14 protein-coding genes are annotated in these 20,783 nt (G+C 47.3%); 10 read left to right on the top strand and 4 right to left on the bottom strand.

Going from position 1 to position 20,783, the window contains the following annotated elements:
- Positions 1 to 62 precede the first annotated feature (62 nt).
- The 7 genes from putP (at position 63) to rlmD (ending at position 8,812) form a co-directional block, all read left to right on the top strand.
- On the top strand, positions 63 to 1,565 hold the full coding sequence (putP, locus tag B4C70_RS03940) for a sodium/proline symporter PutP (RefSeq protein WP_290777125.1): 1,503 nt from the start codon (positions 63 to 65) through the stop codon (positions 1,563 to 1,565).
- 111 nt (positions 1,566 to 1,676) lie between these two features.
- Positions 1,677 to 2,921 (top strand): Nramp family divalent metal transporter, encoded by a 1,245-nt coding sequence (locus tag B4C70_RS03935; protein ID WP_290777099.1) that lies wholly within the window; start codon positions 1,677 to 1,679, stop codon positions 2,919 to 2,921.
- A gap of 200 nt (positions 2,922 to 3,121) precedes the next feature.
- A complete protein-coding gene (gatC, locus tag B4C70_RS03930; RefSeq protein WP_023469336.1) occupies positions 3,122 to 3,412 on the top strand; it encodes an Asp-tRNA(Asn)/Glu-tRNA(Gln) amidotransferase subunit GatC in 291 nt (96 codons plus the stop codon).
- 15 nt (positions 3,413 to 3,427) lie between these two features.
- Entirely contained in the window at positions 3,428 to 4,870 is a 1,443-nt protein-coding gene (gene gatA, locus B4C70_RS03925) for an Asp-tRNA(Asn)/Glu-tRNA(Gln) amidotransferase subunit GatA (RefSeq protein ID WP_149427816.1), read from the top strand.
- 14 nt (positions 4,871 to 4,884) lie between these two features.
- Complete coding sequence (gatB, locus tag B4C70_RS03920; protein ID WP_290777096.1) at positions 4,885 to 6,318, top strand: Asp-tRNA(Asn)/Glu-tRNA(Gln) amidotransferase subunit GatB; 1,434 nt, start codon at positions 4,885 to 4,887, stop codon at positions 6,316 to 6,318.
- 147 nt (positions 6,319 to 6,465) lie between these two features.
- A complete protein-coding gene (locus B4C70_RS03915; protein ID WP_023469333.1) occupies positions 6,466 to 7,428 on the top strand; it encodes a diacylglycerol kinase in 963 nt (320 codons plus the stop codon).
- Positions 7,429 to 7,453: 25 nt separating this feature from the next.
- On the top strand, positions 7,454 to 8,812 hold the full coding sequence (gene rlmD / locus B4C70_RS03910; RefSeq protein ID WP_290777094.1) for a 23S rRNA (uracil(1939)-C(5))-methyltransferase RlmD: 1,359 nt from the start codon (positions 7,454 to 7,456) through the stop codon (positions 8,810 to 8,812).
- 48 nt (positions 8,813 to 8,860) lie between these two features.
- Here rlmD and B4C70_RS03905 read toward each other — a convergent pair whose 3' ends face one another.
- From B4C70_RS03905 to B4C70_RS03895, 3 genes are all read right to left on the bottom strand, one after another.
- Positions 8,861 to 11,002 (bottom strand): bifunctional glycosyltransferase/CDP-glycerol:glycerophosphate glycerophosphotransferase, encoded by a 2,142-nt coding sequence (locus B4C70_RS03905; RefSeq protein WP_290777092.1) that lies wholly within the window; start codon positions 11,000 to 11,002, stop codon positions 8,861 to 8,863.
- A gap of 101 nt (positions 11,003 to 11,103) precedes the next feature.
- Positions 11,104 to 12,264, bottom strand: coding sequence for a helix-turn-helix domain-containing protein (locus B4C70_RS03900; RefSeq protein ID WP_290777090.1), 1,161 nt, complete (start codon positions 12,262 to 12,264; stop codon positions 11,104 to 11,106).
- 118 nt (positions 12,265 to 12,382) lie between these two features.
- Positions 12,383 to 14,656, bottom strand: coding sequence for a methyl-accepting chemotaxis protein (locus B4C70_RS03895; RefSeq protein WP_290777088.1), 2,274 nt, complete (start codon positions 14,654 to 14,656; stop codon positions 12,383 to 12,385).
- Between the two features lie 173 nt (positions 14,657 to 14,829).
- Here B4C70_RS03895 and B4C70_RS03890 point away from each other — a divergent pair, with 173 nt between their 5' ends.
- Both B4C70_RS03890 and B4C70_RS03885 read left to right on the top strand, forming a co-directional pair.
- The gene (locus tag B4C70_RS03890) at positions 14,830 to 15,252 is read left to right on the top strand and encodes a CBS domain-containing protein (RefSeq protein ID WP_023469329.1); all 423 of its coding nucleotides are present in this window, start codon (positions 14,830 to 14,832) and stop codon (positions 15,250 to 15,252) included.
- Positions 15,253 to 15,388: 136 nt separating this feature from the next.
- Positions 15,389 to 18,175: a putative bifunctional diguanylate cyclase/phosphodiesterase gene (locus tag B4C70_RS03885; RefSeq protein ID WP_290777087.1), complete on the top strand. Its 2,787-nt coding sequence runs from the start codon at positions 15,389 to 15,391 to the stop codon at positions 18,173 to 18,175.
- Positions 18,176 to 18,279: 104 nt separating this feature from the next.
- Here B4C70_RS03885 and B4C70_RS03880 read toward each other — a convergent pair whose 3' ends face one another.
- A complete protein-coding gene (locus B4C70_RS03880) occupies positions 18,280 to 19,986 on the bottom strand; it encodes a M3 family oligoendopeptidase (protein ID WP_290777085.1) in 1,707 nt (568 codons plus the stop codon).
- A 175-nt stretch (positions 19,987 to 20,161) separates the two neighbouring features.
- On the opposite strand from B4C70_RS03880, the gene B4C70_RS03875 reads away from it, so the two are divergent.
- On the top strand, positions 20,162 to 20,665 hold the full coding sequence (locus B4C70_RS03875) for a PTS sugar transporter subunit IIA (RefSeq protein ID WP_035396161.1): 504 nt from the start codon (positions 20,162 to 20,164) through the stop codon (positions 20,663 to 20,665).
- The last annotated feature ends 118 nt before the right edge of the window (positions 20,666 to 20,783 follow it).

The raw sequence follows: 20,783 nt of genomic DNA, 5'->3' as shown, positions 1-20,783 counted from the left end.
TGTGCGACCTGCATGCCCGTTTTTCTTATATCATGGAAAAAGGGGGAGCAAGGGTGAACGGAATGTGGTTTGCGATTTTGTTGTATCTCGGACTGATGGTCGCACTAGGCGTCATTGCGTATTATCGGACGAAGAACATGAATGACTACATGCTTGGGGGACGTACGATTGGTCCCGTCGTCACGGCGCTCTCTGCTGGAGCAAGTGACATGAGTGGCTGGTTGTTGATGGGATTACCGGGTGCGATGTATGCAACTGGTCTGTCCAGTGGGTGGATCGTCGTTGGATTGTTACTTGGCGCATACGCCAACTGGTTACTCGTCGCGCCGCGTCTGCGTGCGTATACGGCACATGCAGGGGATGCGATCACGATTCCCGATTACTTCGAAAAACGATTCCACGATAAAAGTGGTGTCTTGCGTACTGTTTCAGCTGGAGTTATCTTAATATTCTTTATAATGTACGCATCCAGTGGTTTTGTTGCTGGTGGTCGTTTGTTCGAAGCGGTTTTCGGACTGGATTATACGACAGGTCTTTGGATTTTAGCGGGCGTCGTCATCGCTTATGTCTTCCTCGGTGGTTTCCTTGCCGTCAGTTGGACGGACGTCGTCCAAGGGATGATCATGGTCATCGCGTTGCTGATCGTACCAGGCGTTGCCCTCGCTTTAAGCGATGGGATCAACGAGACGCTCGAAACGATTCGGTCGACGGACGGTTCAAAGCTCGAGTTATTCAAAGGTACGACGGTCATTGGAATCGTCTCGCTACTCGCATGGGGACTCGGCTACTTTGGTCAGCCGCATATCATCGTTCGTTTCATGGCGATTCGGAACTTACACGAGATGAAGTCAGCACGTCGCGTCGGGATGATCTGGATGACGTTCTCGATCGTTGGAGCGATGGTGACAGGTTTGATCGGATATGCCTACTTCACGCAACAAAATAGTCCTTTAGGAGAACCAGAGAATGTCTTCATTCAATTATCACGCGATCTCTTCCCTGGTTTCATTACGGGACTGTTGCTTGCAGCCTTACTTGCTGCCATCATGTCGACGATCTCGACACAGCTACTCGTCTCTTCGAGTGCGGCAACGAATGATTTCTATCAACGTTTCTTCAAGCGTGATGCTTCGGATCGTGAATTGATGGTCATGGGGCGCGTGATGGTCCTTGTCGTCGCTGCTCTAGCGATTCTCTTATCGTTCGGTGCACAGAAGTCGATCTTGACTCTCGTTGGTTATGCGTGGGCTGGTTTCGGTGCCGCGTTCGGACCAGTCGTTCTGTTCAGCTTGCTTTGGCGCCGGATGAACAAGACAGGAGCACTTGCTTCGATGATTACGGGATCTGTCGTCGTCATCGCCTGGATTCTCATCAAACAAAATGTCGAAGGGTTGCCATTCTACATTTCTGAGATGTACGAGATGATTCCAGCCTTCTTCGCTTCGACTGTTGCGCTCGTCGTCGGTAGTCTCGTGACGAAGGAACCGAGTCAAGCGATCTATGATGAATTCGATCAAGTGCAAGCGCAGCTAAAAGGTGCGGAGCCTGAGCGGAAGATCGTCTAATTAACAAAAAGAGGTGTTTCCTGATTACAGGAGACATCCCTTTTTAATTCACTTCATACGTTGTTATTTACCATAAACATATTTGTTGTTCTTGTGCAAAATGAGCGTATAATGAAAACAAAAAGTGAGGTGAACGAGATGGCGACACAGCCACTTACACAAGATTTACCAAGAAAACGGACATATCTCGGACCGGCGTTCGTTGCTGCCGTCGCGTATCTCGATCCGGGAAACTTCGCGACGAACATGACGGCAGGCGCCCAGTACGGATATTTGTTGCTCTGGGTCATCGTTGCCTCGAACTTGATGGCGGTCGTCATTCAGTTCCTGTCAGCCAAGCTTGGAATCGTCAGCAATCTCAGTTTAGCGGAAGTAATCCGGGAGGAGTTATCGCCGGTCACGCGCTTCTTCTACTGGGTACAAGCGGAGCTCGTCGCGATGGCAACCGATCTCGCAGAGTTCGTCGGGGCCGCACTCGGATTTCATTTACTGTTTGCAATCGATTTACGGATGGCAGCATTATTGACGGCAGTCTTGTCGTTCGTCATCCTCGGCTTCGAGCAGAAGGGACTCCGGCATTTCGAAGCTGTCATCGCCGTACTCGTCTTAATCATCGCCGCTGCTTTTGCGATTGAAGTATTTGAAGTTCATCCGGTCTTTCGTGATCTATCGGCAGGATTGTTACCGGGATTTGAAGGTACGTCGAGCATCGTCCTCGCTGCCGGGATGCTCGGAGCGACCGTCATGCCGCATGCGATCTATCTCCATTCCGATTTAACGAAACGCCGGATGGGACACGTTGCGAATAAATTGTCGATGTTACGGATTCAGCGTTTCGACATTTGGGGAGCGATGTTGATTGCTGGAGCGGTCAACGGAGCGATGCTCGTCATCGCCGCCAGTGTGTTTTACGGCACGACGTATCAAGCGGGTTCGCTTGAAGCGATCTACGAGGGACTTCATGTCACGCTCGGTGGTAGCGCACCGTATCTGTTTGCGATTGCTTTACTTGTCTCGGGTCTCGCTTCTTCAAGCGTCGGGACAATGTCAGGGGACGCGATCATGCGCGGCTTTCTTCATCTTCAACTGCCACTGTTCGTTCGCCGGACCGTGACGATGTTGCCGGCAATTTTGTTGCTGTTCTCCGGTTTTGATCCGACACGAGCACTTGTCCTTAGTCAGGTCGCCTTATCGTTCGGGATTCCGTTCGCCTTGATTCCCTTGATTCGGGCGACAGCGAGTGAACAGTACATGGGGGAACATCGGAACAGTCGGTTCATGAACACGTTGGCCTGGGTGATCGTCTCGATCGTCATCGTCTTCAATGTCTATCTGCTCTTCGATGTATTAGTATGAATATTCAGTATTTTTGTTTCGTCTGATTTAAAGCGGGTATTTCATAACTAGAAGCTTTCCGCCCGGAAGCTTTGCTACCCCTATAAGGACGATGGTGCGGACCTCCCCCCGATGCACCATCGTCTTTTTTGTCTGGACGAAAAGTGCTATGATTAGAAATAGTGTAAAATATATCGCAAAAGTTCCGGAGGTGGAATGACATGGCAAAGATTAATGAGGAGCAAGTCCGCCACGTGGCGCATTTGGCACGCCTTGCCGTGACAGATGAAGAAGTAGCACAATTCACAGGACAACTCGAGAAGATTCTTGGGTTCGCTGAACAATTAAATGAACTCGATACGACAGGCGTCGAACCGACGACTCATGTCCTCGATTTAAAGAACGTCCTACGTAAGGACGAAGTACGTCCATCACTTCCGCGTACGGAAGTAGAACGACTCGCACCCGATTGGGAAGACGGACAAGTCCGCGTCCCAGCGGTGTTCGAATAAGGAGGAAATGACCCGATGTCACTTTTTGAACATGGTGTCAAAACACTACACACACTCATTCAGGATGGCGAAGTCAAAGTTTCTGAACTCGTCCAAGAATCCTTTGATCAAATCGACCGCGTCGATGGAAAAATCGGTGCGTTTCTTTCATTGAACGAAGAAGCATTCGAGCAAGCAAAACGAATGGATGATGTCGCGAAACATGAAGCAAATCCATTGTTTGGTCTTCCAATCGGCGTCAAGGATAACATCGTCACGAAAGGGATGACGACGACATGTGGTTCGAAATTCCTCGAGAACTTCGTGCCAGCTCATGATGCGACGGTCGTCGAGCGTCTGCATGAAGCAGGGGCGATCACGATCGGGAAATTGAACATGGATGAGTTCGCGATGGGTTCTTCAAACGAGAACTCAGCGTACAAACCAGTCCGTAACCCATGGAATACGAAACACGTTCCAGGTGGTTCTTCGGGTGGTTCAGCAGCAGCTGTCGCAGCAGGTGAAGTCTTGTTCAGCCTTGGTTCGGATACAGGTGGTTCGATTCGTCAACCGGCTGCCTATTGTGGTGTCGTCGGGTTGAAACCGACATACGGTCTCGTCTCACGCTTCGGTCTCGTTGCGTTTGCGTCGTCTCTTGACCAAATCGGTCCGTTGACACGAACAGTCGAAGACAATGCGTATCTCTTGAGCGCGATCGCAGGACACTGTGAGATGGATTCGACGTCTGCGAACGTCGCAACAACGGATTACACACAAGCGTTGACAGGTGATATCAAAGGGTTGAAGATCGCTGTTCCGAAAGAATATTTCGGTGAGGGTGTCAGTGAAGGCGTCAAAGCCAACATCCGTGAAGCGATCCAAAAACTAGAAGCACTCGGTGCGACGGTCGATGAGGTGTCACTTCCGAACTCGAAATATGCGCTTGCGACGTACTACTTACTCGCTTCATCAGAAGCATCATCGAACCTCGCGCGCTTTGACGGCATTCGTTACGGAGTCCGTGCGGAAGCGGATGCACTTGAAGATGTCTTCAAGTATTCCCGTTCACAAGGATTCGGAGACGAAGTCAAACGCCGGATCATGCTCGGAACGTACGCGCTCAGCTCAGGTTACTACGATGCCTACTATAAAAAAGCACAACAAGCTCGGACGTTGATCAAAAAAGACTTCGACGATGTCCTCGCGAACTATGACGTCATCATCGGACCAACAGCACCGACACCAGCATTCGAACTCGGTGCACAGCTCGACGATCCGGTCACGATGTATGCGAATGACATCTTGACGATTCCGATCAACTTAGCAGGTGTTCCAGCGATTTCGGTTCCAGCTGGATTCGTCGACGGTCTTCCAGTCGGCTTACAAATCATTGGAAAACATTTCGATGAGGCGACGATCTACCGCGCTGCGCATGCGTTTGAGCTTGCGACAGGTGGATTCGCGCTTCCGAAGTTATAAGGAGCGAATGTATCATGAACTTTGAAACGATCATCGGGATCGAAGTCCACGCCGAGCTGAGCACGAACACGAAGATGTTCTGTGGTTGTGCGCGGGAATACGGCGCGGAGACGAACACGAAAACGTGCCCGATTTGTCTTGGACATCCGGGCGTCTTGCCGAAAATCAACGAAAAAGCCGTCGAGCTCGCTGTGCGTGCAGCCATGGCACTCAACTGCCAAGTGGCCGATCAAACGAAATTCGACCGGAAGAACTATTTCTATCCAGATACGCCAAAAGCGTATCAAATCTCACAGTTCGATCAACCGATCGGCTTCGATGGCTACATTGATGCGGAAGTCGATGGCGAAACGAAACGTTTCCGAATCGAACGTGTCCATCTGGAAGAAGATGCTGGTAAGATGAACCACACGGGTGCGAATCACTCAGTCGTCGACTTCAACCGGACAGGTGCACCGCTCATCGAAATCGTCAGTGAAGCGGACATGCGTTCACCGAAAGATGCAGTCGCCTACCTCGAACGTCTCAAGGAAGTCTTGCAATATGCAGGCGTCTCAGACGTCAAGATGGAAGAAGGATCACTTCGTTGTGACTGTAACATCTCCGTCCGCCCATACGGACAAGAAAAGTTCGGTACGAAAACAGAACTTAAAAACTTGAACTCATTCGGAAACGTCTTAAAAGGTCTTGAGTTCGAAGAAGATCGTCACCGCAAACTATTGCTTGCGGGTGGTGTAATGCGCCAAGAAACACTCCGTTTCGATGAGACAAAAAAACAAACCGTCCTCATGCGTGTCAAAGAAGGGGCGTCGGATTACCGTTACTTCCCAGAGCCTGATCTCGTCAAGCTCGTGCTGGATCACGATTGGAAAGAAACGATCCGTGCCGGTATTCCGGAACTTCCGGACGCACGTCGCGTGCGTTACCAAGAAGAACTTGGTCTTTCAGCGTATGATGCGAAACAACTAACGGTCACACGTGAGATGGCAGAGTACTTCGAAGCGACTCTCGCAGCAGGCGCAGAACCAAAAGCAGCAGCCAACTGGACGATCGGTGAGATCCAAGGTCATTTGAATAAATCGACGGAAACGTTTGAAACAGTCAAGATGACACCAGCTCGTCTGGCAGAGATGATCGACTTGATCGCAAGCGGCACGATTTCTTCGAAAATCGCCAAACAAGTCTTCACGGCCGTTATCGAAGAAGGTGTCGAGCCACGTGCATACGTCGAAGCAAACGGTCTTGCACAAATTTCAGACGAAGGATTGCTACGTGGTCTCATCGTCGAGATGTTCGAAGCGAACCCAGCCGTCGTCGAGGAATTACTCGGTGGACGTGACCGGAAGAAAGGCTTCGTCATCGGTCAAATCATGAAGAAAACAAAAGGAATGGCGAACCCTGCCCTCCTTGATCAACTCTTCTATGAAGAGCTTGAAAAATTAAAATAAGTACCTGATCGAACAGCGTCCGTTCCTCCTTTACTTCTGCGAGGAAACGGACGCTGTCTTTTTTGGCTTTGTAATGTCTCGAGAGTTCATGTAAAATAAAACAGTTATGTATCAAATGAACGGTTGAGTCAAAAAGGAGAAAATCTTATGAGACCTAGAGCGCGCGTGATTTATAACCCGACTTCCGGGAAAGAGATGGTTAAACGAAATTTACCGTATATCCTCGACCGACTCGAAGCAGCGGGTTATGAGACATCTGTCTACTCGACGAAAGCGGTCGGCGATGCGACGTATGAAGCAGCACGAGCATGCGAAGCAGACTTCGATCTCGTCGTCGCAGCAGGCGGCGATGGTACGTTGAACGAAGTGATCAGCGGAATGGCTGCCTACAACAAACGTCCGAAGCTTGGTGTATTACCTGTTGGAACGACGAATGACTTTGGTCGGGCGATGCGTATTCCATTGACGATCGAAGGGGCGATGGATGTCATTTGCACAGGACATACGATGCCGGTCGATATCGGTAAGATCGAAGGATCGGCAGGCGTCCATTACTTCATCAACATCGCTGGTGGTGGCATCATGACAGAACTGTCGTACGAAGTGCCTTCGAAGCTGAAGACGGCACTCGGACAGCTCGCGTACTACGTCAAAGGGATGGAGAAACTTCCGCAAATCCGACCGACATATGTCGAACTGGAGCATGAAAAGGGTATATTCAAAGGAGAAGTCATGCTGTTCTTGACATCCAATACGAACTCCGTCGGCGGATTCGAGAAATTGTCACCGAACGCGTCACTCAATGACGGTCGGTTCGATCTCTTCATTCTCAAGAAATGTAACCTCGTCGAACTGATTCGTGTCATGCGTCTTGCCTTAAAAGGGGATCATTTCTCGGACCCTTGCATCGAGCATGTCACGACCTCATTCGTCCGCATGAAGAATACATCAGAGATGAGCTTGAACATCGATGGTGAGTTTGGCGGCATTTGCGAAGGCGAGATGACGAATCTTCGCTCTCATTTCGAAGTCATGACACCAAAGTTCCGGATCGAAGAGATGGAACAAATCAATACACAACTACAAGAAGCAGAAACGAACCTCGCGTGAAGCGAGGTTTTTAAGGAGGATATTCATGATTCCAGTACAAAAGAACGATGAACACGTCGTCGAGATCGTCGACCTGACGCATGAAGGATCAGGGGTCGCGCGCATCGATGGATATACGGTCTTCATCCCGGGCGCATTGCCGACGGAGCAGGTCAAGATCAAAATCACGAAAACGACGAAGTCTTACGGATTCGGTCGTATCATCCGTCAAAAGACGAAGAGTGTCGATCGTGTCGAGCCGCCTTGTCCGGTTTACAACCAGTGTGGCGGTTGCCAATTGCAACACTTGTCATACGATGCAGAACTCAAGTTCAAGCACAACCGTGTCCGTGACGCTTTCGCGCGCCTAGCAGGTCTTGAAATTCCAGTCCACGAGACAATTGGTATGGAAGATCCGTGGGGTTACCGCAACAAAGCGCAAGTACCGGTTGCCTTCCAATCGAACAAATTGATGGCTGGTTTCTACCAAAAACGGAGTCACCGGATCATCGATATGGACTACTGCTTGATTCAAAACAAAGAAAACGACGAAGCTGTTCAAGCGGTTCGTAAAGTCCTTGCTGACTTAAAAGTACCAGCGTACGACGAGAAGAAAAAAGCAGGTGTCATCCGTCATATCATGGCACGTCATGGTTACCATACGAACGAATTGATGGTCGTGCTCGTCACGAAAGTCAAACAACTTCGTGGTATCGATAAAATCGTCGAAGGGATCTTAAAGGCGTTACCAAACGTCACGTCGATCCAGCACAACATCAACCCGGATGATACGAACGTCATTCTTGGGAAAAAGAACGTCGTCTTGTACGGACCGTCCGTCATCCGCGATCAAATCGCTGGATTGACGTATGAGATCTCACCGCATTCGTTCTTCCAAGTCAATCCGCTGCAAACAGAGAAACTCTACGCGAAAGCGCTCGAGTACGCTCAGTTGACAGGCGATGAGACAGTCGTCGATGCTTACTGTGGGATCGGTTCGATTTCCTTATCACTCGCTAAACAAGCGAAGCACGTCTACGGCATCGAAATCGTACCGCAAGCGATCGATGATGCACGTCGGAACGCACAAGCGAACGGGATCGAGAACGTGACGTTCGAGTATGGTGCAGCTGAGAAGGTCATGCCAGATCTTGTTAAAGCCGGTATTCAACCAGACGTCATCATCGTCGACCCACCCCGTAAAGGCTGTGACGAAGAGTTCTTACGTGCTGCTGCAGATGTCGCACCGAAGCGGATCGTCTACGTCTCATGTAATGCGTCGACACAAGCGCGTGACGCGAAGCTATTGACAGAGCTCGGGTATACACTCGTCGAAGTGACGCCTGTTGATATGTTCCCGCATACGACACACGTCGAGAGCGTTGCCTTGTTCGTCCGTAACTAAATTAAAAGTGCCTCTTTCCAGTTAAGGAAGGAGGCACTTTTTGATTTATCATTCCGTTTCTGTTGATTCGTCCTCGACCGTCGATTGTGCTGTACTTGGGAACAATTCAGCAAGAACGCGTTCACTCGCCGTACCATCATCTAAGCTACAGAACCGTTCGAGGAAGCGATCGTATTTTTCTTGGTAAGCGACGGACTTCGTATCGATTTGTTCGATATAATCGATGACTTGATCTGTTTCCTTCAGAAGTGGTCCAGGGACGACTTCTTCGAAATCGAAGTAGAATCCGCGCAACGTTGAAGCATACTTCTCTAGATCGTACGTAAAGAAGATCATTGGACGTTGCAAGTGTGCATAGTCGAAGAACACAGATGAGTAGTCCGTGATCAGGATGTCACTAATCAGATAGAGTTCTGCGATATCACCGTATGAAGAGACATCGTAAGCGAATCCTTCGTGTCCACTGATATCCATGTTTTGAGCAATCAAGTAGTGCATCCGTAAAAGGACGACGTACTCGTCACCGAGGCGTGCTTGCATCTCATTTAAATTCAATTGCAAGTCGAATCGGTATTTTCCTCGCGCGATGAACTCATCATCTCGCCATGTCGGTGCATAAAGGACGATCTTTTTATCAGCCGGAATATTTAAGCGTGTTTTGATTTCACTGATGAGACCCGCTTGATTATCGGCATATAAGAGATCGTTACGAGGATAGCCCGTTTCAAGCATCGTATTTTGGAACCCGAATGCGCTCTTGAAGATTTCGCTCGAGTACGCGTTTGGCGAAATCAGATAGTTCCATTCTTGCGCTTGGTTATAGAAATTCTTTTTATAGCGAATCGCATTCGTTCCAGCCATATGCACATCTTCCATATCAAGACCGAGTCGTTTTAATGGCGTACCGTGCCATGTTTGAAGATAAATAGTTTCTTCGCGTTTTTTCAAGCTGAGCGGCTGACGCGTGTTGAAAATCCAGTATTTCGCACGAGCCATGTATTGATAGTACGTAAAGCTGTTTCGAAGTACCCAATTCGGACATGCTTCCTTCACTTCATCAGAAGGTTCTTGAGCGAAAATCCAAACAAGTTCTAGTTCCGGATGTTTTTCTTTTAGGTGAAGGTAAAGTGCCTTCGGATTGTCAGAGTAACTCCGCCCTAAGAAACTTTCAAATAAGACGAGATTGTCTTTGATCGGCATCTTCTGGAATAGTCGATATAGCATAAGACCATTTTTAATTTTTTTACGACGCGCCGTACGTAAGGAACGTTTTGTTTTGACAGCAGTAATGTACAGCTTGAACATCGCGTACGATCCCGTTGACCAAGCTTGTAGATATTTACTCTTTGATGGCATCCGCTTTAAGTCGTAAGCGACATGGTTGTAGACTTCTGCTTGTTGAGTATTAGATGAACTCCGTTCGAGTAATGTACGTCCACGTTTTGAAATGAACCGTTTATACCACGTATTTAAGAATTTTTGGACTTCTTCATCTTTTGTCTCTGCTGATAATATGCCATAAATTCGAGAGATATCTGAGAGTGTCGTAATGTCACGTAGTTGGAAGAGCGATTGACCATCCAGTGGTGTACTTCTTGAATTCCGTCCGTACACGATGTAGTTGACGGAAGTAATGTTCGTTAACTGCGAAATGACAGTATGGGCGATGAGCGTATCCGCAAACCATGTCGTTTCGAAGCTAGGCAATGTCTGAAGCAATTCTTTTTTGATCATCCATCCATGGATTGTCGTCAAGTGACGCGAATTAAACTTCGTGCGCGAGTAAAAGAAGTAACGATCGTCATCGATTGGCATCAGCCATTTCTTCTTATTATAGACAGGGGAGATCTTACCGATGATGACTTCCCCACGAGACTTCTCGTATGCCTTGATATATGTGTAAAGCGCACGGGGAGCAAGAATATCATCACTATCTAAAAAGATGACATAGTCTCCTGAAGCAGCTTGAACTCCATTACGTCGAGCCGCATACACACCTTGATGTGATTGTTCGATGATGGTACACGTTGGATATAGTGCACGAATATCATCGACATAAGAACTTGGTCCATCAAAGACAACGACGATTTCTACAGGAATCGAAACGTGTTGGTCGAGAACGGATTGAATCGCAGCTTTTGCTTGAGATTCGGTTTGATAGACTGGAATGATCACACTAATTGAATTCATGTTGACTCTCCTTTTGATGAAAGAATCGAAAAAGATTCGATTCGGCAAAATTGTATTCTGTTGAATAGGATATCACAAATCTGAAAAAGGTAGCAGTGTTCCTAAAAATCTGTCTTTTGTCTGTAATGAGTAGGCGTCTCGCCCGTGATTTGTTTAAAGGCCTGACTGAAATGACTTTGACTTGAAAAGTGCAGTCGGTTTGAAATCGTCAATAGCGAGTCGTCAGATGAACGTAGCAATCTTTTCGCTTCGCGAATCCGTTCACGAATGACGTAACGAGCCAGCGGTAAACCCGTTTCATCTTTAAATAAAACGGATAAATAGTTGGAGGATACGTGAATCGCCTGACTGATGGACGAGACCGATAAAGGATCATAGAGATGCTGCTGAATGTATCGAATGGCAGCTAAGACGTGTGGCGAATGACGCAACGCCTGTATTTCTTTGACGGCTTCCGCAAAAGATACCGTGATCCGAACGTGACGATTTCGCAATTCTGCAATACTCGTCGCAGCTTCGATCGTCTCAATCATCCGATCACTAAGCGAAAAGGCTTCGTCTGGTTCGAGTCCCCCACGAATAGCGGCACGTGCGCTTAGAAGAACCGTTCCTAGAAGTAGATTCTTTTCTGCTCGGAGTGGTTGGTGACGTGCGAGTGTTCCGAACTCACCGTATGCGGGAAGAGAATAGGTCGTCGCCAACCGTTCGCTCTGTCCGGATGAGATCCAGTCGATGATTTGTTGCTCGCGTTGCCAAGCTTTTCGATAGGCGGTCACACCTGTGTGCGAAGGGGCTTCAGACACTAAAGGAATTTCCTCTTCCTGTATATCTGAAACATGATCGATGTCACGAGAGGACAATCCTTCACCATGTAGAAGGCGATAGAGCAAATGGGCACAGTCGATCAGACGATTTTCCGTCGTTCGGGGTAGAACTTTATAAAATTGATGATAGGTCTCATCTTGAATATGAGCCCGAAAAAGTGCTGACTGTAAGAGAACGGGACCGATCCGGTACATGCCTTGGTCAGGAACGTCTACGAACAGATAAGCCGTTCCGTCTTTTAAGGTATGAAGTAGAGGGCGATGATTTTTTAAAGTAGGCCACGTATCTTCAATCAATAGATTAGCTGGATGCTTGGGTGCGGAAGGACGTAACTCGATTGAGACGTGCTCTTGATTTTGATAGGAAATAAAAAAACCAGTCATCCCAAACAAATGTTCCGCGATTTGTGTCAAGTCTGAGGGGCTTAAGGGATTCATGAAGCGACTCCTTTCGAATGATGCATCGATTGTATCTAGTGTATGTGCTCGGCAATCGATAGTCGAGTAGGGAATGAAAAAATCCGAAGTCTTTCTTCAAGACTCCGGATCGATAGGCTTATGGATTCGTAGGAGACGGAGAGGACTCAGGTGTTGGATCCTCCTCGTGCCCCGTCTCGACTTCAAGATCATTCGTTTCGATATCGTGCTCCGTCAATTCTGTGCTTGCGACTTCCGCGTAGGCATCGTCAGCAGAATGGCTTGTGTCGGGTTCTGATGAAAGGACGTCTTCTTGTTCTTCGATCAAATGTTTTTCAGATACGGTTTCGTCTAACTGGAATTCCAATGTGAGCGCATGGAGATCACCTGCGATGTGAGCGAGGTGAGCCGCTGCCGTCGTCACGGATTCAAGTGTTGCGTTTGTTTCTTGAATACTTGCAGCACTTGTCTCAAGACCTGCTGCATTCTCTTCCGTTAAAGCAAGAATGGTTCCCATGGCATCGGATACTTCTTCCGTAGCAAGCGTCAGCGCCTCGATGTCACCAGTCAATACTTCTGTTCGATTCGAGACATGATGTACGGATCCTGCGATGCGCTCGAAGTCATCGCCTGTCGTTTTGACAGACTCAAGAGACAGCTTCAAATCACTCATGACATGGTGCATCGCACTCATGGCAGTATGTGTTTCTTGTTGAATATTATCGAGGAGCTGTTTGATTTGTTTAGCGGATTCGTCGCTCTCCTCGGCCAGTTTTCTTACCTCACTCGCGACGACAGCAAATCCACGTCCTTGTTCACCAACACGTGCGGCTTCGATTGCTGCGTTGAGGGCGAGTAAATTCGTCTGACTCGAGATGGCTTGCAGCGTTCCAAGAATCTTTCCGATCTCATCAGAACGTTTGCCTAAGAAATCAGAAGTGTTCTCGATTTCTTTTTCCAATGAGTCCGAATGGCTCAATAGATCAGAAATCGTCTGTTTCGTCACGTCACTTCCTCGTGTAGCAGCGGAAGCGACGGAAGCGACTTCAGAAAGTGTCGTGGATGCGACCTGTTGCATTGCTGTAGAACGTTCCTTGACACCGTATACAGCATGGGAAGAACGTTCGGCTTGTTTCGTTTGAGTTTCACCAGCAGCAGCGATTTCTTCCATTGTCTGTCCGATATGACGTGAAGCCTTTTGTACATGAGTCGCATTGTTTGAGAGCTCTTCTGACGCATCGCGAACGGTCGTAGCGGATGTAGTCATCGCTAGAATCGTTTGTCGCAGGCGCGCGCGCATCGCGTCGAAGTTTGCACTGAGGTCTGTTAATTCATCCCGGATGAATCGTTTAGGACGATGCTGTGTTCGCAAATCACCTGATGCGATTGCTAATGCTTCACGACGGAGCATCGACAGCGGGCGATTGATCGAACGCCCGATCAACCAAGCGAACAATGTCGCGAGGGCGATCGCAACGACGAAATTGATCAATGACTGATTGAGCATGGCTTCTTTAGGCGCATACAAGGAAGCGTAATCCAGTACGACGGCTAGTTTGAATCCTGTTTTCGAAGAAGTTTGCCAAATGACGACCGATTTTTTTCCGGCGACGTCCATGATCTTCGTACCGGATTCTTGCTCTAACATGGACTTTGGAGCAGAGAAATATGCTTTTCCGTCTTCACGTAGTTGATTGATTTTTTTGAAGAAATAATTTCGGTTCGGGTGCGTGACGACCTTACCGTCTTGTGTGTAGCTGAAAACAAATCCTTTTTGTCCGATTTCAATCCGTTTCATATCTTCAGCAAGACGATTGATGCTTTTATAAACAGACAATACACCTTTGATGTTCGCTTGAGCATCTAGTGTCGCCTTAGAGAAACCGATGATGGATAATTTCGTCGCGCTATCATAGTAAGGCTCGCTCATGGCGACAGTGCTTGAATTCTCCAGCGCTTGTTTATACCAAATCTCTTTTCGAGGATCGTATCCAGGTGCGACGTCTTGTTTTGGCCAGTTAAGATAGCCGCCTTTCGTATCAGCGTATTGGATAAATGAATTTTCGATTTTTGAGGAGCCATATTTCTCAAGGACATTATAGATATCTGTTGCTTTTTGAGAAGGAGCCTCCGAAGCATCGGGTTGTTTGGTTGTATCTATGTAGTTCGGTAGAGTACCGTCTTCACGGTTGGAAGGGAGTCCGGCAAGGAGTGTTGTATCTTTTTTAGTATCATCGATGATGCGGGAAAACGATTGTTCGAGTTGCTTTAAAGCAGTTTGGGATGTCGAGTCGACCAGTTGATCGACAGTTCGGCTTGTTTGGTCATACGAAAACCAAGTGGAAACACCGAGAGTAAGAGCAGGCAACAAAATAAGCCCGATGAACAAACGACGGGTGATCGGGAGGCGCATGATGAATTCTCCTATCCTAAATAGTCTTTAAAATCTGTCTATTCTGACTATCGGAAGGGTACGGATAAATATGAAGGAATTATGTAGAGATTTTCATCATTTGAGAAATGAATCCAGTGAGGCTTCGTGATAAAATGAAGAAGGTGTCACAGAGTGGCTAGGGAGGAACAGAAATGAACATTGCTTTTTTCTTACTACCAAAAGATGAGGTGAAATATTTAGATCCTGAATCGACGGTCAGACAGGCATTAGAAAAGATGAAACATCATCGATTTACGTCCGTTCCGCTCGTCGATAATAAAGGTAAATATGCAGGGACATTAACGGAAGGGGATGTCTTGTGGGCGCTCGAGGCTAATCTAGAGCATGCAGACTACGATCACGTCTTGCAAACACGATTAACGGATATTAAACAACGTGTTCGTTATAAACCAGTCTCGATTACTGCGCAAATGGAAGAGATGATTGAGGTCATTACGGACCAAAACTTCGTTCCTGTCATCGATGATGGAAAGCACTTTATTGGAATCATTCGTCGTCGGGATATCATTGATTATTTCGCGAAAAAAGTAGCGCGCGAGAATGTCAGTTACTAAAAAATATAAAACTAGTAAAGAAAGCACTTATTTTCACGAAATGTGAGAAGAAGTGCTTTTTATTGACTTAAATCGACTTCAACATCCAGCAAAAAGAGACGATATAGAAGCATAATGACATTTTAGGGAGGACGATGTGTTGCGACGTTTATCACCAGTCTTCATCGAAGAAGCTTTTCGAAGACGATCCTACTATAAAACGTTCTCGTGGATGATTGCAGTCATCGGTCTACTTGCGATTATCGTTGCGTTACACCAATTGAACAAAACACTCGAAGAAGGAAAACGCTTCGAAGAGGCGGCAAAAGCGATTGACATCGTGATCCCAGCAAATCATGCGACTCAAGATTTAACGTCTTATTATCTTGCTTCCTTAGAGAAACAGGTTGAGGAACCACAAGTAACAAAACAAGCAGAAACCTCTCTCTCCCACTTATATGAACAGCTGAAGGAAGAGCAAGCGACTGGCCCAGCACGTAAAGAGTTGTTGGAAGAACTCACGAAATTAGAGCGTCAAGGATACGAGTCCAATCATCGCTTTTTCACAGCCTCTACGAATTTTAAAAGTGAAGTGATTTTTAATCAACTCGTCTTAAGTAAAGAGACTGGTTCATATTACGATGTGTTCTCGCATCTTATCATGATGGAAGAGCAACTTGGGAAATCGGCACAGATTCTACGAGAAGCACGTCGGGACAACGAAATTAGTTCGATTGATCGATTACGCATCCAACAAATGCGGATCGACTTGCCCATTCGACAACAATCGCTCATGAATGCCTTGTATGAGGTAGTTTCGTTACAAGACGATACAGGGCGCCAAGAGATTGCAAACATGAGAAGTCAAATGCGAAATTACACAGAAACGCTAGATGAACTGTTGAGTACATCAAACGATCAAAACTATGCGAAACTAGCTAATCAGTCTAAACAATATGAAACAAGCATGTACCAGATATATGATCAAAAGTTAAAACAGGTACAACAAGAAATGCAGCACCGAGGATCGCAAATCATTCAAAATGCTTGGTTGTTATTTGCAACAATCATTCTTGTCATTGCGGCATTATTAATATTGAATTGGTTATTATTACGTGCTTTTCGAAAAGATATTTCCTTACTACAAAACGAAGCGAATACGTTTGCTGAGGATCGACGGCAATCTGGGTATCATGTACACGAAAGAAATGACTTCAAGCCGGTCGTTCAAGCTTTCAGGACGATGACAGCAATCATAGCTGGATTACTCGATCATAGTGATGCGAATACAAAAGAGATTAAGCAGAAGAAAGCCGAAATCGAATCTCTCTTTTCTCAAAATACAGATCCAATTCTTGCTTTATCGTCGGACTATACGATTTTAAATGGAAACGATCGTTTTCGACAGTTAACGCATGCCACTTCGGGTTGGACGATTGAAGAATTGGTGCATCCAGCTGATTTGAATCGAATGCGACGAGCACTTCAACAAGCCATCGAAGGGAACAGTCAGACGATTCGCTGTAAAATGTTATTTGACGAAGATATTTTAAATATGTTCGTCAACATCATTCACGTTCCGAACAAAGAGGATGAAACAGGTGTTGCCTTATATCTCTCTTGTCATGATGAGACAGATCAGTTTCGGCGAGAAGAACGCATTACACAACTTGCGCTTTTTGATATGTTGACGGGGTTACTGAATCGAAATGGATTTGAACAAAAGATACAGGATGCACTGAGAGCACCACAAACAGGCGAGCTCGTCACTATCAGCATTCGTCAATTCCGCCGAATCAATGATATTTACGGTCATGGGGCAGGAGATCAGATTTTAAAGGATCTCGCGAATCGACTGAAGCATCATTTCATCGGAACCGGGCAAGCAGCACGTATTGGTGGAGATGAATTCGCTGTATTAGTCGCGCAACAGGATATCGTTGATTACGAGAAATTAAAGCAAGTCATCGAACATGTTTATGAAATTAACGGAGAATTCGTGAACGTCAGCATCAGTATGAGTATGGTCCGCTATCCGGACGATGCAGTAGCTGTCACTTCGTTATTATCCTCTGTCGATATCGCGATGCAGCATGCGAAACAACAGACAGAAGGTGGACCGGTCTGGTTCGAACCTTGGATGAGCGCGGAATATCTGGAATCGGTCGTATTGGAAGGGGAGTTACGGGATGCGATTGAAAAGAACGAGTTACAATTGTTCTACCAACCGCAAATCAACCTTGCGACACGGCAGGTGGATGGTTGTGAGGCGCTCTTGCGCTGGTTCCATCCAGAACGTGGCATGATCAGTCCGGCAGTCTTCATTCCGATTGCCGAGCGATCGATGCTCATCGAAGAGATTGGGATGTGGGTCGTCGCTGAAACGGTTCGCCAAGTAGAGGCGTGGAAAGAAACGGAGCTCGGATCGCTTCGCGTCTCAGCAAACTTATCCGTAAAAGAGCTCGTCTCTGGTCGGATTGTGGATTACCTGACGGGCGTCCGAGAAATTCATCCTGGAATTGAAGACCGGATGGAACTCGAAATCACGGAATCTTTCGGTGTCTTTTCGGACGGACGTGTCTTTGAGGCGCTTCAGACGTTACACCAAATGGGTTATCGTCTGGCAATCGATGACTTTGGTACTGGTTATTCGTCTTTATCCTACTTGAGTCGATTGCCTATTCAGCGACTGAAAATCGATCGCTCATTCATCAGTGGTCCGGATGCCTGTTCGAACGCACCGCTCATCGAGACGATCATTAAACTGGCGCATACATTGAAATATGATGTTGTCGCCGAAGGCATCGAGGAACTGGAGCAGGCGAATCATCTGCAACAGCTGGATTGCGAGTATGCACAAGGTTTTTATTATTCAAGACCAATCCCGGCAGACGAGTTCCGCGTCTGGTACGGAAATTATCATGAAACGCTTTTATCTGAATGAATCACTAGTTACAGTCTAAAGATTGAGGTCTCTTAAAATAGAAAAGGTGAGTTTCCGGACGGAAACTCACCTTTTTCAATGGATAAATTGAGGAAATCGAATAATTAAACGCGATCGAGCACGAGGTCGTCCGCTTGTTCGAGATACGCTTTGACCGGTGCGACCGCTGCCTCGACCGTACCTGGTGCGAACGGAGACTTCAATCCAGCACGTTCGACGAGCGTGAGGAAGCTTTCCGATCCGCCGGCACGACAGAGATCGAGATAAGACTTCCAAGCCGCTTCTCGGTCTTGTTCCATCCAAGCGTAGAACTGGAAGGCACAGACTTGAGCGAGCGTGTAATCGATATAGTAGAACGGACTACCGAAGACGTGTCCTTGTTGATGCCACCATGCACCTGAATCGAGATAATCGTTCGCTTCGTAATCACGATGCGGCAGGTATTTCTTCTCAATCGTCCGCCATGCGTCGCGACGCTCAGCTGGTGTCAATTCCGGTTGGTTGTAGATGACGTGTTGGAACTCGTCAATCGCAACGCCGTACGGAAGGAATGTGACGCTTCCTGCGAGGTGATTGAATTTGTATTTTGCTGTCTCTTCACCGAAGAACTCTTCCATCCACGGATAAGCGAAGAATTCCATCGACATCGAGTGGATCTCACACGCTTCATACGTCGGGAAAGCACTCTCTGGAGCTGTCAGGTGACGGCTCTCATAGACTTGGAAGGCGTGTCCGACTTCGTGCGTCAGGACATCGATGTCGCCTGCCGTTCCATTGAAGTTCGAGAAGATGAATGGGAGTTTTTCGTCTGCGATGTAGGTACAATACCCACCGCCGGCTTTCCCAGGCTTCGCCGTCAAATCGAGCGCTTCCCGGTCGAGCATGTAGTTGAAGAACTCGTTCGTCTCCGGTGACATCTCCGCATACATCTTTTTGCCGCCTTCGATGATGAACGACTCTTCGCCTTTAGGTGTCGCATTACCAGACTTGAAGGCAAATCCTTCATCGTAGTAGTACAAGTGATCGACACCAATGCGTCGTTGCTGGCGTTCTTTAAGTTGTGTCGCGAGCGGAACGATCGTCTCACGGATTTGTTCGTGGTACTGTTCGACCATCGATTGATTGTAATCGACGCGAAGCATCCGAGCGTATCCGAGTTCGACGAACGACGGGAAACCGAGTGTCTTCGCGATGTCTGTCCGGATGCGGACGAGTTTGTCGTAAATCGTATCGATGGCTTCACCATGCTCACTTAGGTAACCGTAGCGTGCTTCAGAAGCCGCTTTACGGACATCGCGGTCTGGCGATTGAAGGTACGGTCCGAACTGCGATAAGTTGAGCGTCTTGCCGTCGAACTCGATTTGAGCGGAAGACATCAGTTTCGTATATTCACTTGAGAGTCGGTTTTCTTCTTGAAGCTTCGGAATGATCTCTTCCGAGAATGTCTTCAAGCTCGCTTCAGCAATCAAGAATAACTGTTTGCCATGCGTCTGTTCGAGGTCACTACGAAGGGGGTGTGTCGTCAACGCTTGATAATAACTCGAGACATATCCTTGATAAATCGCGCTCGCTTCATCAAAGAATCCTTGCTCCGTTTCGTAAAAGGTATCACGTGTATCAATCGTGTGACGGATCTCGACGAGCTGGCTTGCCGTTTCAAATTGATTTCTGAGGGTATTAATCTCAGTGATAGCTGCGTTTGCTTCATCTACCTGTGTGGCTTCCGTCAGTCGAGCGATCGCTTGATTCATGGATGTTTCAAGCAAGGCAAGGTCAGGACGGACATATGTAATTTCTGAAAATGGTAACATGTAAGCGCCTCCTTATGATTTCTAACTATTATCACACAAAAATACTTGCAAAACCAGAGGGACAAACGTATGCTTTTTGTGAGAACGTGAGCGAGCTGTCTGACAGCTTACTCCTATAAAAAATCGAAACTTCCATTCGGAAGAAAAACGATCGAGAAAGTAGAGGGATAGTATCATGGGATTTTTAAAAAAATTGTTTGGTGGTAACGACGCAGGAAACGCAAAAATCGCTTCTGCACTTACAGGTAAAATCGTCAACATCGAGAACGTACCCGATCAAGTTTTCTCTCAAAAAATGATGGGCGACGGTGTCGCGATCGAACCAACTGAAGGTAAAGTCGTCTCGCCGATCAACGCAACGGTTGAAACGATCTTCCCAACAAAACACGCAATCGGTCTAAAAGGTGAGGATGGTCTTGAACTGTTGATCCACGTTGGTCTTGATACAGTTAACCTTAAAGGTGAAGGCTTCACGGCTCACGTCCAGTCAGGTGACAAAGTCAAAGCAGGAGACGTCCTCGTCGAGTTCGACCTTGACTACATCCGTGCGAACGCACCATCGACGATCACACCGATCATCGTGACGAACCACGATCAATTCACGCTTTCAGCTGTACCAGCTGAAGGAACTTCTGTTGTCGCAGGCGACACAGAGCTCTTCAAAGCAACACATAAATAAGATACGACACGCCTCCATTCCTTGCGGATGGGGGCTTTTTTGTCGTCTCCTCCCGTGTCTTACCGTTTTGTAAGAGAAGTGAAAGCAAAGCCCATTTTGAGAAAAGCAGGGAAGGGCT

This window comes from Exiguobacterium sp. UBA5002 (assembly GCF_002396765.1).
In the GTDB taxonomy this organism is placed as follows: Bacteria; Bacillota; Bacilli; order Exiguobacteriales; family Exiguobacteriaceae; genus Exiguobacterium_A.
This window is presented reverse-complemented; position numbering and strand designations above follow the sequence as displayed.